The organism is Pseudomonas sp. UBA6276, assembly GCF_002438365.1.
Lineage (GTDB): Bacteria > Pseudomonadota > Gammaproteobacteria > Pseudomonadales > Pseudomonadaceae > Aquipseudomonas > Aquipseudomonas coleopterorum.
Genome location: NZ_DJUS01000082.1, coordinates 1 through 12,607 on the forward strand (window position 1 = coordinate 1; position 12,607 = coordinate 12,607).

Sequence of the window (12,607 nt, forward strand, 5' to 3'; positions counted from 1 at the left end):
CACGTGATCGGCCCGGAGCAGGGCGCGACCTTGCCCGGCATGACCGTGGTCTGTGGCGACTCGCACACCTCGACCCACGGTGCCTTTGGTGCCCTGGCTCACGGTATCGGTACCTCGGAGGTCGAGCACGTGCTCGCCACGCAGTGCCTGGTGGCCAAGAAAATGAAGAACATGCAGGTGCTGGTCGAAGGCACCTTGCCGTTCGGTGTCACCGCCAAGGACATCGTGCTGGCCGTGATCGGCAAGATCGGCACCGCTGGCGGCAATGGCCACGCCATCGAGTTCGCCGGCAGCGCCATTCGCGATCTTTCGGTGGAAGGCCGCATGACCATCTGCAACATGTCCATCGAGGCTGGCGCCCGCGTGGGTCTGGTGGCCGCCGATGAAAAGACCATCGCCTACGTCAAGGGTCGCCCATTCGCGCCCCGTGGTGGCGATTGGGACAAGGCGGTGGAGTCCTGGAAAGGGCTGGTGTCCGACGCCGATGCCCATTTCGACACCGTGGTGCATCTGGATGCCGCGCAGATCAAGCCACAGGTCAGCTGGGGCACTTCGCCGGAAATGGTCCTGGCCGTGGATCAGAACGTGCCGGACCCGGCCCGTGAGGCGGATCTGGTCAAGCGTGGCTCCATCGAGCGCGCCTTGAAATACATGGGCCTGACCGCCAACCAGGCGATCACCGATATTCAGCTCGACCGTGTGTTCATCGGTTCATGCACCAATTCGCGCATCGAAGACCTGCGCGCCGCCGCCGTCATCGCCAAGGGCCGCAAGGTGGCCTCGACCATCAAGCAGGCGATCGTCGTGCCGGGCTCAGGCCTGGTCAAGGAACAGGCCGAAAGCGAAGGCCTGGACAAGATCTTCCTCGAGGCGGGCTTCGAGTGGCGCGAACCGGGCTGCTCCATGTGCCTGGCGATGAACCCGGACCGGCTGGAGTCGGGCGAGCATTGCGCGTCGACTTCCAACCGCAACTTCGAGGGCCGTCAGGGCGCCGGTGGGCGTACCCACCTGGTCAGCCCGGCCATGGCCGCCGCCGCCGCCGTTGTCGGCCGTTTCGTCGACGTTCGTGAATTGATCCAGGGGAGCGCAGCATGAAAGCCTTTACTCGTCACACCGGCCTGGTCGCTCCGTTGGATCGTGCCAACGTGGACACCGACCAGATCATTCCCAAGCAGTTCTTGAAGTCGATCAAGCGCACCGGCTTCGGCCCCAACCTGTTCGACGAGTGGCGCTACCTGGATGTGGGGCAACCTTACCAGGACAACTCCAAGCGCCCGCTGAACAAGGATTTCGTGCTCAACCATGAGCGCTACCAAGGCGCCAGCGTGTTGCTGGCGCGGGAAAACTTCGGTTGCGGTTCCAGTCGCGAGCACGCGCCGTGGGCGTTGGACGAGTACGGTTTCCGCACAGTGATCGCGCCCAGCTATGCCGACATTTTCTTCAACAACAGCTTCAAGAATGGCCTGCTGCCGATCATCCTCAGCGATGCGGAAGTCGATGAGCTGTTCAAGGAAGTCGAGGCGGCGCCGGGTTACCAGCTGACCGTGGACCTGGCCGCGCAGACTGTCACCAGCCCGAGCGGCAAGGTGTACAGCTTCGAGATCGACGAGTTTCGCAAGCATTGCCTGCTCAACGGGTTGGATGATATCGGGCTGACCTTGCAGGATGGGGAAGCCATTGCGGCGTTCGAGGCCAAGCATCGGGCGAGCCAGCCTTGGTTGTTTCGCGATTGATTGATGTAGGCAGGTTTGGCCTCTTCGCGGGCAGAGCCCGCTCCCACAAGAGGCTCGCCGCCGGTCTGGGAGCGGGGCGGGCGGCGAGCCCTCTGCCCGCGAGGGAGCCGGCAAGGCCACCACAAATCCAGGCACAAGGAAGCCCAGCCACATGACCCAGCACAGCCAAGTCGTGCAGAAACAGTTCGGCGAACAGGCCTCGGCCTACCTGAGCAGCGCCGTTCACGCCCAGGGCGCGGAATTTGCGCTGCTTCAGGCGGAACTGGCCGGCCAGTCCCAGGCTCGGTTGCTGGATCTGGGTTGCGGCGCCGGCCACGTCAGCTTTCACTGCGCGCCACTGGTCAAGCAGGTGGTGGCCTATGATCTGTCGCAGCAGATGCTCGATGTAGTCGCCAGCGCCGCTCACGAGCGAGGGCTGGGCAACGTCAGCACCCAGCTCGGCCCGGCCGAACAGCTGCCGTTCGCCGATGGCGAATTCGACTACGTGTTCAGCCGCTACTCGGCCCACCACTGGAGCGACCTGGGCCTGGCCCTGCGCGAAGTGCGCCGGGTGCTCAAGCCAGGTGGCGTGGCGTGCTTCATCGACGTGATGTCGCCGGGCAGCCCGCTGCTCGATACCTATCTGCAGAGCGTCGAAGTGCTGCGTGACACCAGTCATGTGCGTGACTACAGTGCCGGCGAATGGCTGAGCCAGGTCAATGCGGCCGGGCTGCAGGTGCGCGGGCATACACGCCAGCGCCTGCGCCTTGAATACGTGTCCTGGGTCGAGCGCATGCGCACCCCCGAGGTCATGCGTGCAGCGATCCGCACCTTGCAGCAAGCCGTGGGCGCCGAGGTGCGCGCGTATTACCAGATCGACGACAATGGCTCGTTCAGCACCGACGTGCTGGTGTTGTGGGCCCAGCGTTGAGCATTCATTCACGGCCTGCCCTAGGGCGCGCCGTATTACCGGAATTAACGAGGAAAGCATGAGCAAGCAGATTCTGATTCTCCCAGGCGACGGCATCGGCCCGGAAATCATGGCCGAAGCGGTCAAGGTGCTGGAGCTGGCCAACGACAAGTTCCAGCTGGGCTTCGAGCTGGCCCATGACGTGATCGGTGGCGCAGCCATCGACAAGCACGGCGTGCCGCTGGCCGATGAAACCCTGGAACGCGCCCGTGCCGCCGATGCGGTGCTGCTGGGCGCCGTGGGCGGTCCGAAATGGGACAAGATCGAGCGCGACATCCGCCCGGAGCGCGGCCTGCTGAAAATCCGTTCGCAGTTGGGCCTGTTCGCCAACCTGCGTCCTGCCATCCTTTATCCGCAACTGGCGGACGCTTCCAGCCTGAAGCCGGAAATCGTTGCCGGGCTGGACATCCTCATCGTCCGTGAGCTGACCGGCGGCATCTACTTCGGCGCCCCCCGTGGCACCCGTGAACTGGAAGGCGGCGAGCGCCAGGCGTATGACACGCTGCCCTACAGCGAGAGCGAAATCCGCCGCATCGTGCGCGTGGGCTTCGACATGGCCCAGGTCCGCGGCAAGAAGCTGTGCTCGGTGGACAAGGCCAACGTATTGGCATCCAGCCAGCTGTGGCGCGAAGTGGCCGAAGAGATCGGCAAGGATTATCCCGATGTCGAGCTGAGCCACATGTACGTCGACAACGCCGCCATGCAGCTGGTGCGGGCGCCGAAACAATTCGACGTGATGGTCACCGACAACATGTTCGGCGACATTCTTTCCGATGAAGCGTCGATGCTCACCGGCTCCATCGGCATGTTGCCCTCGGCCTCCCTGGACGCGCACAACAAGGGCATGTACGAGCCGTGCCACGGTTCGGCACCGGACATCGCCGGGCAGGGCATCGCCAACCCGCTGGCGACCATTCTCTCGGTGTCGATGATGCTGCGCTACAGCTTCAATCAGCACGCGGCCGCCGATGCCATCGAGCAGGCGGTCAGCCTGGTCCTGGACCAGGGCTTGCGCACCGGCGACATCTGGTCCGAAGGCAACGCGCGGGTCGGTACGCAGGAAATGGGCGATGCAGTAGTCGCCGCGCTGTGGAATCTGTAATCTCTTGGGCCCGCTGCGACTTTCAATCGAAAGCAGCGGCCCACTTTTCAAGAAGGTGTAGTTGCGATGAAACGTGTAGGTCTGATCGGTTGGCGCGGTATGGTCGGTTCCGTGCTCATGCAGCGGATGCTGGAAGAGCAGGATTTCGATCTTATCGAGCCGGTGTTTTTCACCACTTCCAATGTGGGCGGCCAAGGGCCTGCGGTGGGCAAGGACATTGCTCCGCTCAAGGATGCCTACAGCATTGAAGAGCTGAAGACACTCGACGTGATCCTGACCTGCCAGGGTGGCGACTACACCAGCGAGGTATTCCCCAAGCTGCGCGAGGCCGGCTGGCAGGGCTACTGGATCGACGCCGCCTCCAGCCTGCGCATGCAGGATGACGCGGTGATCGTGCTCGACCCGGTGAACCGCCGCGTGATCGACCAGCAGCTCGATGCCGGCACCAAGAACTACATCGGTGGCAACTGCACCGTGAGCCTGATGCTGATGGGCCTGGGCGGCCTGTTCGAGGCCGGTCTGGTGGAGTGGATGAGCGCCATGACTTATCAGGCGGCGTCCGGTGCCGGCGCGCAGAACATGCGCGAGCTGATCAAGCAGATGGGCAGCACCCACGCCTCGGTGGCCGATGACCTGGCCAACCCGGCCAGTGCCATTCTGGACATCGATCGCAAGGTGGCCGAGGCCATGCGCGGCGAGGGTTATCCGACCGAGAACTTCGGTGTGCCGCTGGCCGGCAGCCTGATTCCGTACATCGACAAGGAGCTGCCGAACGGGCAGAGCCGTGAAGAGTGGAAGGCTCAGGCCGAGACCAACAAGATCCTGGGTCGCTTCAAGAGCCCGATCCCGGTGGACGGCATCTGCGTGCGCATTGGCGCCATGCGCTGCCACAGCCAGGCGCTGACCATCAAGCTGAACAAGGACGTGCCGATGGCGGACATCGAAGGCCTGATCAGCCAGCACAACCCGTGGGTCAAACTGGTACCCAACAGCCGTGAAGCGAGCATGCAGGAACTGACCCCGACCCAGGTCACCGGCACGCTGAACATTCCGGTAGGGCGCCTGCGCAAGCTGAACATGGGCTCGCAATACCTGGGCGCGTTCACCGTCGGCGACCAGCTGCTGTGGGGCGCCGCCGAACCGTTGCGCCGCATGCTGCGGATTTTGCTGGAGCGTTGATTTCCTCAGGTTCGCTGGGTTCCCCCAGCCGAACCGCACCGACCGCCGACGCGGCTTGCGCCGCTGCTACAGGGGGCGTCGGCGGTTACCGGTTTTCGAAGGCTTCCAGCGCGTGGTTCAGGCTGGCGGTCGACAGCTCGCCCAGATGACTGCCCAGCAGCTTGCCGTCGGCGCTGTAGAACAGCGTGGTTGGCAGTGCGACCGAACCCAATGCGCGGCCCAGATCGCCTTGGCTGTCGAATGCCACCTGTTGCAGATCCAGCCCCATCGTTCCCGCAAAGCTTGTGATGATCTGCGCGGTTTCCCCGTGGTTGACGAACAGAAAACGTACCTGCGGATGGCGTTTCTGCATGTCCAGCAGTACCGGCATTTCCCGTCTGCAAGGTGGGCACCAGCTGGCCCAGAGATTGATCACCAACGGCTGCCCTGCGTAGCTGCGCAGCGCCACAGGCTCACCTGCTGCAGTGTGCAGGGTGACGTCGGGTAATTGCGCGTGGCGTTCCTGCAGGTACCACTGGCTGGCCAGACTGGTGACGCCCCAGAACATCAGGCCGCTGACCAGGCTTGTGCCCAAAGTGACACGCGCCAGTGGGCGCCGCCAGGCATACACCAGCGCCGTCACGCCGCTGACCGCCAGCCCCGGCCACAGCAGGAAGCCGCCATCGCGGATATCGGGAATCTGCCACGGATCGGCACGGTACTGCGCCCAGTAACGCATTACGAAAGCGACGCGTGCCACCACCAGGCACAGCAGGAACAGGCGAAAGATCAGCACTTCAGGATTGCTGCCCAGCCCTCGCCGCGACATCTGCCAACCCACGACGCTGGCCAGGCCCAAGGCCAGCAGTATCAGCAGGTGATGCAGGGAAAGCGCGAATGGCCCCACGGAAAGGCTCAGCATCGGCAGGGGTCTCTTGAGGTGATGAAGCAAGTATGGCGGCACTCAGGTTAACCGACGGTTAACCCAATCCGCATGAGCCGTCCGCGGCCGCGAACGGGCAGCCCGGCCCCGACAGTCACACCGCGCTGCATTTTTCGCGGCCGATGCCCGTCGTCACGGGCGTTTGCGCGCATAATGTTGTGTTAATCACGGCCTGTCACCGTGGGCATTTATCCTTCGAGCGCTGTCATGCACGTATTGCTTTGCGAAGACGATGACCTGATCGCCAGCGGCATCGTCGCCGGGCTCAATGCCCAGGGTCTGAATGTCGATCGGGTGGCCACGGCTTCTGCCGCTCAGGCCATGCTGCAGGCCGCCAGCTTCGATGTGATGGTGCTGGATCTTGGGCTGCCCGACGAGGATGGCATCAAGCTGCTGCAACGGTTGCGCCACAAGGGCGAGGCGCTGCCGGTGCTGGTTTTGACCGCCCGCGACAGCGTCAGCGATCGGGTTGCTGGTCTGCAGGCCGGCGCCGACGACTACCTGCTCAAACCCTTCGACCTGCGCGAACTGTGCGCGCGCCTGCACACCCTGCAGCGCCGAGTGGCCGGGCGGACCCTGAACATGATCGAGCACGGCCCGTTGCAGCACGACCCCAGCACCCGCCAGACCTGGCTGGCCGGCCAGGCCGTCGACCTGTCCCGTCGCGAGCAGGCGCTGTTGTACGCCCTGCTGCAGAACCGTGGCCGCGTGCTCTCGGGCGAACAGCTCAAGGACAGCGTCTACGGCTTCAGCGACGAAGTGGAAAGCAATGCGTTGAACGTTCACATCCACCATCTGCGGCGCAAGCTGGGCAACGGCATCGTCGAAACCGTCCGCGGCCTGGGCTATCGCTTGGGGCCGGCCCAAGCCGCAGCGCAGGAACCGCAATGAGCCTGCGCCTGCGCTTGAGTCTGATTCTGGGCACGGCCTTCGTGCTGATCTGGGCGCTGGCTGCGACCTGGATGTTCCGCGACTTGCGCAGCCAGATGATGTTCTCTCTCGACCAGCGCCTGGTGGCGTCGGCGCGCATGGTCGCCGGCCTGGTCGATCGGCTGCCGCAACCGTTGTCCGCGCAGGGCGAGGGCACCCGCTTCAGCGCCGATCAATGGAGCATCCCCGACGGTATCGCCTGCCAGGTCAGCTCGCTGCGTGGTGAAATCCTCGCCCGCAGCCATGGCAATGCCGATCAAGTGCTGGATGACCAGCGCACCGGCTTCCACGATCAGGAGATCGATGGCGAACACTGGCGCAGTTTCACCCTGGCTCGGGACGATGTGCGGATCACCACCGCAGACCGCGAACTGGAACGCGAGGCGTTGAACCGTTCGGTACTGCTGGCCGCTTCCGCACCGGTACTGATGGCCCTGCTGGGTAGCATCGCGATGCTCTGGCTGGGCATCGGCAAAGGCCTGGCGCCCCTCAATCGCATGTGCGAGGCGCTGCGCAAGCGCGACGTCGATGCCCTTGAACCGCTGGCGCTGAAGTCGCTGCCCAGTGAGTTGCAACCACTGCTGGAAACCCAGAACCAGCTGTTCCTGCGCATCGGCCGTACTCTGGAGCGGGAGCGGCAGCTGACTGGCGATGCGGCCCATGAACTGCGCAGCCCCTTGACCGCGATCAAGACCCACCTGCAGGTCGCCCGCATGACGGCCGGGCTCGCCCACGAACAGGCGTTGGGCCATGCCGAGGAGGGCGCCGACCGCCTGCAGCGCACCCTCGAACAATTGCTCTTGCTGGCACGGGTCGAAGGCAGCCTGTCGTTCGACGATGGCGCACCGTGCAGCGCCGAACAGGTGGCGCGCCTGGCCATCGGCGACGCTCGCCCGGAGGACCGCTGGCGGGTCGAGTTGCACGTCCCGCCGCGGCTGCCATCGATAGCCCTGGGCATGCCATCGACTCTGGCAGTACAGGCGCTGCGCAACCTGATCGACAACGCGTTGCGGCACAGCCCCGATCAGGCGCCGGTCTGGCTGACGCTGGCCACGGAGCCTGGCTGCGTATGCTTCACGGTCCGTGACTTTGGCCCTGGCATCGCCGCCCAAGACCTGGAACACCTGACCCAGCGCTTCTGGCGCAGCCGTTCCAGCACCGGTTGCGGGCTGGGCCTGGCCATCGTTCAGGCGATCGCCCAGCGTTGCGGCTGTACCCTGCACTTCGACAGTACCGAAGACGGCTTGCGCGTCAGCTTCAAAATCCCGTTCCGACCGGTGTGAACGCCGTTGGCTCAGCGCGCGGACAGCGCGCTGGCCAGTTGCTGCGAATCGCTGAAGGTCTTGATGTCCACCACCACGCCATCCTTGAGCTCCAGCCACTGCACGGTTTCGCGGTCGCCTTCATAGCGCGGTGCAACGCGGCCTTCCTGGTCCAGCAGAATGCGGTAGTTGAGTTTCTTCATGCCGGGAATGGCGATCCACTTGGCCACCGACGGCATGCGCTCGATGTCGGCGATATAGGCCGCATGTCGCGACTCGAGAAAGTCCTTGGGCCGTTTTTCCATGGCCGTGCCCATCAACTGAGCGGCGTCCATGCTGCGCGCGACGATGATCAGTTGGGTTTCGTCGCTGAGCGAGTAGGGTTGTTCGAACTGATCGAGCAGGGTCCAGGGGGCCAGCCGTTCGCCGACTTCCGTGGCCTGGGCGGTAAGGGACAGCAAGCTGAAAAGTAATGCGCAGCAGTATTTCATTGCGGCAGGGTCCTGGGACAGTGGGGCTCACATTAGAGCGGATCGGCCACCGGGGTACAAAGGTTTAGCGGCCCGGTGCGCGACTTTTTCGCACGCGCGCGTCCGGCCCGGTATTGTCGCCACGCGGCCTCATGGCACAATTGCGTATGTCCAGACCTCAATGCCCTCGCTGCCAACGCCCTCAGGCCCTGTGCCTGTGTGCGTTGATCCCGAACCTGCCCAGCCGAACGCGGGTGCTGATCCTGCAGCATCCCAGCGAAGTCAATCATGCGCTGAATACGGCGCGCCTGGCCGCGCTTGGACTGCAGAACTGCGAGATCAGGGTCGGCGAAGTCTTCGCTGACCTGGCCAGATGGCTGGCGCAGCCAGGCTATCAGCCCTGTCTGTTGTTTCCTGACGAGCGCAGTGAAGCCTTGAGTGTCTACGCGCCAGAGGCTCAGCCGCGGTTGCTGGTGGTGCCCGACGGCACCTGGCGCAAGGCGCGCAAGCTGCTGCACCTCAACCCGTTGCTCGCCGACCTGCCCAGGGTTCAGCTGGTCGCTGCCGAGCCCTCGCGTTATCGGCTGCGCAAGGCACCGGGTCCGGGCGCGCTGTCGACTCTGGAGGCCATCACCCAGGCTCTGGAGGTACTCGAAGCACCGGCCTCGTTCCAGGCGCTGCTCAAGCCCTTCGACGCACTCATCGAAGGGCAGATCGCCGCCATGGGTGAAGAGGTTTATCTGCGCAACCATCAACGCTAGTAACCATCAACGCCAGTGATGAATCGGCCAGCCAGCCTTCTCGGCGTGCTCGCGCAGTACCGGGTCGGGATTGACCGCATGGGGGAAGGGCACTTCCAATAGCAGCGGCAGGTCGTTGCGTGAGTCCGAATAGAAGCTGGCCCCCTCCAGGGTTTCGCCCTCGTCGTGCATCCATTCGCGCAGGCGCTTGATCTTGCCCTCGCGGTAGGTCAATACGCCGACCGTATTGCCACTGTAGCTGCCGTGGTTGAGTTCCAGGTCGATCGCCAGCACGTCGTCGACACCCAGGCGTTCGGCAATGGGCTGAACCAGATGAACACCGGAAGCGGAAATGATGAGAATGCGATCGCCGGCTGCACGGTGTGCGGCGATGGTGCGGGTCGCATCGCTGAAAATGATCGGCTCGATGAAGTCCTCGACCCAGGGCCCGACCAGGTGTTCGACCTCCTCAGGCGAGCGCCCGAGCATCGGCTCCAGGCTGAACGCCATGTAGTCCTCCATGGCCAGCCGGCCTTCGCTGTAGGCCTGCATCAACTCGTGGTCGCGTTGCATGAAGGACTCGGGGTCGACCCAGCCCAGGCGACCCATCTGCTCGCTCCAGAGTGAAGAACAGTCGCCGTGGATCAGGGTTTCGTCGAGATCGAAAATCGCTAGAGCCATATGAAACCTCCCTTGGAAAGGTGCTCAGGCTACCGCACAAAGCGCATCCGGCCCAATCGTCAGCGACACCCGCTGGCCGTCGGGCAGCAGGTCGGCGGCGGTGCGGTTGAGCACATCCACCACCAGCAGTACGCCATGGGCCTGCACGCGGTAGCGGATCACGTTGCCCAGCAGGCTGTGGCTGCGGATTTCGCCCTCCAGCGTGCCGCTCGAACCCAGCTCGATGGCTTCCGGACGAATCGCCACCCGGGTATGGATAGGTCGCTGCAACAGGGCACTGGCCTGGGCGGCATCGAGCAGGTTGTAGTTGCCGATGAAACCGGCGGCGAAGGCGTCCGCCGGTGCCGTGTACAGGCTTTGCGCGTCGCCGCTCTGGACGATGCGGCCCTTGTTCATCAGGAAGATGCGGTCGCTCATGGTCAGCGCCTCTTCCTGATCGTGGGTGACGAAAATCGTGGTCAGCCCGAGTTCGCGCTGGATCTGCCGGATCTGTTCGCGCAGGTGCTTGCGGATGCGTGCATCCAGCGCCGACAGGGGCTCGTCGAGCAGCAGCAGACGCGGCCGGGTGACCAGCGAGCGGGCCAGGGCGACCCGCTGGCACTGCCCGCCGGACAATTGATGGGGGTAACGCTTGGCGAACTCGTCCAGTTCCACCAGCGCCAGCACTTCGGCCACGCGGCGGGTGCTTTCGGCGCCCTTGACCTTCTGCATGCGCAAGCCGAACGCGACGTTCTGTTCCACGTTCATGTTGGGAAACAGCGCATAGCTCTGGAAGACCATGCCGATGTCGCGCTTCTGCGGACCGAGCGGGGCGAGGTCCTGGCCGTCGAGCAGGATGCGCCCGCCGTTGATCGGCGTCAGTCCGGCGATCGCCCGCAGCAGGGTCGACTTGCCGCAACCGGACGGCCCGAGCAGGGTGATGAATTCGCCCCGTTCGATGGTGAAGCCGATATCGCTGAAGACTTCGGTGTTGCCGTAGCGCTTATCCAGTCTTTCGACGCTGACGAAGCTCATATCAGTCTTTGTCCTTGTTCAAGCGGTTCGCACCCCAGGTGAGCAGCAACACGAAGAAGAAATAGGAAATCACCAGCGCGCTGTTGAAGTGGCCGCTGCTGTTACGCATGTTGTTCAAATAAACCTGCAGGGTTTCGTAACGGGTGCCGACCAGCAGGTTGGCGAACACGAACTCGCCGAACAGGAACGAGAACGACAGCAGCAGGGCGATCATCAGGCCCTTGCGCAGGTTGGGCAGCACTACCAGAAACGCTGCCTGGAAGGTGCTGGCGCCCAGCAACTGGGCAGCGTCCATCAGGTCGCGCAGGTTGATCGCCTGCAGGTTGTTGGTGATGGCTCGGTACATGAAGGGCAGGGCCACGGTGAAGTAGCAGCCGATCAGGATCCACGGCGTGCCGACCATGGCCAGCGGTCCCGAGCCGTACAGGTTCAACAGGCCCACGGACGACACCACGGGCGGCACGGCGAAGGGCAGCAGGATGAGGATGTTCATCAGCGCATCCAGCCTGGGGAAGTGGTAGTGCACGGCGAACAGCAGCGGCAGGATCAGCAGCACCGACAGCACCAGCGCGCCCACGCAGACCACCAGCGATTGACCGAAGGCCTGCAGGAACCGCGGATCGCCCCACAGTTGCAAATACCATTTGAAGGTCAGGCCGCTGGGCAGGATCGACGCCGACCAACTGGTGGCCAACGAATATAGCAGGGTGCCGGCCAAGGGCAGCAGCAGGATCAGGAACAGCAGCCACACCACGACTCTGTGGTAGAGGCCGGGGGCGTTGTGTTCAGCGCGCGACATGGTAGCTCCTGCGCAGCAGCCATTGATGGGCCAGGGTGACCAAGGTCATCAGCCCCACCAGAATCATCGCCAGGGCGCTGGCCAGGTTGGGGTCCAGGCTGATGTCGCCGGCCACCATGGCGGCGATGCGGATCGGCAGCACGTTGAAATTGCCGGTGGTCAGGGCATACACCGTGGCATACGCGCCCAGGGCATTGGCCAGGAGGATGACGAAGGTGCCCAGCAGCGCCGGGGTCAGCACCGGCAGGCCGATGTAGCGCCAGTAGGCCCAGCCGTTGGCGCCGAGCAGGGCGGCGGACTCGCGCCAGTCTTCGCGCAGGGCGTCGAAGGCGGGGTACAGCAGCAGGACGCCCAGCGGAATCTGGAAATAGGTGTAGGTGATGATCAGGCCGGTCTTGGAGTAGAGATTGAAATCGTCGATCAGGCCGCTCTGCTTGAGTGCCAGGGTGATCGCGCCGTTGAAGCCCAGCAGGATGATGAAGGCGAAGGCCAGCGGTACGCCGGAGAAGTTGCTGGTCATGTTGGCGAAGGCGCTGACGAAATCCCGCAGCCGCGAGTCGACCTGGCGCAGGGAGTAGGCACCGATCACGGCAATGACGATGCCGAATAGACTCGACCAGAAACTGATTTCCAGGCTGAACTGGATGGCCTGGCGGTAGAAGCGCGAGCCGAAAGCCTTGCTGAAATTGTCCAGGCTCCAACCGGCATCGGTTTGCACGCTGTGGATGGCCACCCAGGCGAGGGGGGCGATCTGGAAGACGATGAAGAATAGAGCGAAGGGCGCCAGCAGGAGCAGGGCCAGGATTCTGCCGCGGGTGGGGGTGGT

General features: G+C 64.0%; 14 protein-coding genes. 8 read left to right on the top strand and 6 right to left on the bottom strand.

What is annotated here, in order from left to right; genetic code table 11:
* The 5 genes from leuC to asd all read left to right on the top strand — a co-directional run.
* Nucleotides 1-1,095 (top strand): 3-isopropylmalate dehydratase large subunit (leuC, locus tag B2V21_RS09710; protein ID WP_286916725.1); only part of this gene is annotated, 1,095 nt, incomplete at its 5' end.
* Nucleotides 1,092-1,733 (top strand): 3-isopropylmalate dehydratase small subunit, encoded by a 642-nt coding sequence (gene leuD, locus B2V21_RS09715; protein WP_056843284.1) that lies wholly within the window; start codon nt 1,092-1,094, stop codon nt 1,731-1,733. The genes leuC and leuD, both read left to right, overlap by 4 nt.
* A gap of 151 nt (nt 1,734-1,884) precedes the next feature.
* Complete coding sequence (locus B2V21_RS09720; RefSeq protein WP_286916726.1) at nt 1,885-2,643, top strand: class I SAM-dependent methyltransferase; 759 nt, start codon at nt 1,885-1,887, stop codon at nt 2,641-2,643.
* Nucleotides 2,644-2,701: 58 nt separating this feature from the next.
* On the top strand, nt 2,702-3,784 hold the full coding sequence (leuB, locus tag B2V21_RS09725) for a 3-isopropylmalate dehydrogenase (protein ID WP_286916727.1): 1,083 nt from the start codon (nt 2,702-2,704) through the stop codon (nt 3,782-3,784).
* Between the two features lie 66 nt (nt 3,785-3,850).
* Entirely contained in the window at nt 3,851-4,963 is a 1,113-nt protein-coding gene (gene asd, locus B2V21_RS09730) for an aspartate-semialdehyde dehydrogenase (protein ID WP_049861075.1), read from the top strand.
* Between the two features lie 85 nt (nt 4,964-5,048).
* Here asd and B2V21_RS09735 read toward each other — a convergent pair whose 3' ends face one another.
* Nucleotides 5,049-5,864, bottom strand: coding sequence for a TlpA disulfide reductase family protein (locus B2V21_RS09735; RefSeq protein WP_286916728.1), 816 nt, complete (start codon nt 5,862-5,864; stop codon nt 5,049-5,051).
* A 228-nt stretch (nt 5,865-6,092) separates the two neighbouring features.
* Between B2V21_RS09735 and B2V21_RS09740 the strand changes: the two genes are divergently transcribed.
* Nucleotides 6,093-6,776 (top strand): response regulator, encoded by a 684-nt coding sequence (locus B2V21_RS09740; protein ID WP_049861073.1) that lies wholly within the window; start codon nt 6,093-6,095, stop codon nt 6,774-6,776.
* Nucleotides 6,773-8,098 (top strand): sensor histidine kinase, encoded by a 1,326-nt coding sequence (locus tag B2V21_RS09745; protein WP_049861072.1) that lies wholly within the window; start codon nt 6,773-6,775, stop codon nt 8,096-8,098. The genes B2V21_RS09740 and B2V21_RS09745 overlap by 4 nt, the downstream gene beginning before the upstream one ends.
* A gap of 11 nt (nt 8,099-8,109) precedes the next feature.
* Here B2V21_RS09745 and B2V21_RS09750 read toward each other — a convergent pair whose 3' ends face one another.
* The gene (locus tag B2V21_RS09750) at nt 8,110-8,568 is read right to left on the bottom strand and encodes an FAD/FMN-containing dehydrogenase (protein ID WP_282349905.1); all 459 of its coding nucleotides are present in this window, start codon (nt 8,566-8,568) and stop codon (nt 8,110-8,112) included.
* A gap of 146 nt (nt 8,569-8,714) precedes the next feature.
* On the opposite strand from B2V21_RS09750, the gene B2V21_RS09755 reads away from it, so the two are divergent.
* Nucleotides 8,715-9,308 (top strand): tRNA-uridine aminocarboxypropyltransferase, encoded by a 594-nt coding sequence (locus tag B2V21_RS09755; protein ID WP_286916729.1) that lies wholly within the window; start codon nt 8,715-8,717, stop codon nt 9,306-9,308.
* Nucleotides 9,309-9,314: 6 nt separating this feature from the next.
* Here the strand turns inward: B2V21_RS09755 and B2V21_RS09760 are convergent, their stop codons facing one another.
* From B2V21_RS09760 to B2V21_RS09775, 4 genes are read right to left on the bottom strand one after another with little or no spacing between them, the layout of a single operon-like run.
* Nucleotides 9,315-9,968 (bottom strand): HAD family hydrolase, encoded by a 654-nt coding sequence (locus B2V21_RS09760; RefSeq protein WP_049861069.1) that lies wholly within the window; start codon nt 9,966-9,968, stop codon nt 9,315-9,317.
* A 24-nt stretch (nt 9,969-9,992) separates the two neighbouring features.
* Nucleotides 9,993-10,982 (bottom strand): ABC transporter ATP-binding protein, encoded by a 990-nt coding sequence (locus B2V21_RS09765; protein WP_286916730.1) that lies wholly within the window; start codon nt 10,980-10,982, stop codon nt 9,993-9,995.
* Between the two features lies 1 nt (nt 10,983).
* Nucleotides 10,984-11,781 carry an ABC transporter permease gene (locus B2V21_RS09770; protein WP_049861067.1) on the bottom strand — a complete coding sequence of 266 codons (798 nt, stop codon included), beginning with the start codon at nt 11,779-11,781 and terminating at the stop codon, nt 10,984-10,986.
* A complete protein-coding gene (locus B2V21_RS09775) occupies nt 11,768-12,586 on the bottom strand; it encodes an ABC transporter permease (protein WP_286916732.1) in 819 nt (272 codons plus the stop codon). Before B2V21_RS09775 ends, B2V21_RS09770 begins: the two co-directional genes overlap by 14 nt.
* Nucleotides 12,587-12,607 lie beyond the last annotated feature (21 nt).

Bases quoted from the DNA above. Each gene is read 5' to 3' on its own strand.
- leuD (WP_056843284.1), top strand. From the start codon at position 1,092: ATGAAAGCCTTTACTCGTCACACCGGCCTGGTCGCTCCGTTGGATCGT.
- B2V21_RS09720 (WP_286916726.1), top strand. From the start codon at position 1,885: ATGACCCAGCACAGCCAAGTCGTGCAGAAACAGTTCGGCGAACAGGCC.
- leuB (WP_286916727.1), top strand. From the start codon at position 2,702: ATGAGCAAGCAGATTCTGATTCTCCCAGGCGACGGCATCGGCCCGGAA.
- asd (WP_049861075.1), top strand. From the start codon at position 3,851: ATGAAACGTGTAGGTCTGATCGGTTGGCGCGGTATGGTCGGTTCCGTG.
- B2V21_RS09735 (WP_286916728.1), bottom strand. From the start codon at position 5,864: ATGCTGAGCCTTTCCGTGGGGCCATTCGCGCTTTCCCTGCATCACCTG.
- B2V21_RS09740 (WP_049861073.1), top strand. From the start codon at position 6,093: ATGCACGTATTGCTTTGCGAAGACGATGACCTGATCGCCAGCGGCATC.
- B2V21_RS09745 (WP_049861072.1), top strand. From the start codon at position 6,773: ATGAGCCTGCGCCTGCGCTTGAGTCTGATTCTGGGCACGGCCTTCGTG.
- B2V21_RS09750 (WP_282349905.1), bottom strand. From the start codon at position 8,568: ATGAAATACTGCTGCGCATTACTTTTCAGCTTGCTGTCCCTTACCGCC.
- B2V21_RS09755 (WP_286916729.1), top strand. From the start codon at position 8,715: ATGTCCAGACCTCAATGCCCTCGCTGCCAACGCCCTCAGGCCCTGTGC.
- B2V21_RS09760 (WP_049861069.1), bottom strand. From the start codon at position 9,968: ATGGCTCTAGCGATTTTCGATCTCGACGAAACCCTGATCCACGGCGAC.
- B2V21_RS09765 (WP_286916730.1), bottom strand. From the start codon at position 10,982: ATGAGCTTCGTCAGCGTCGAAAGACTGGATAAGCGCTACGGCAACACC.
- B2V21_RS09770 (WP_049861067.1), bottom strand. From the start codon at position 11,781: ATGTCGCGCGCTGAACACAACGCCCCCGGCCTCTACCACAGAGTCGTG.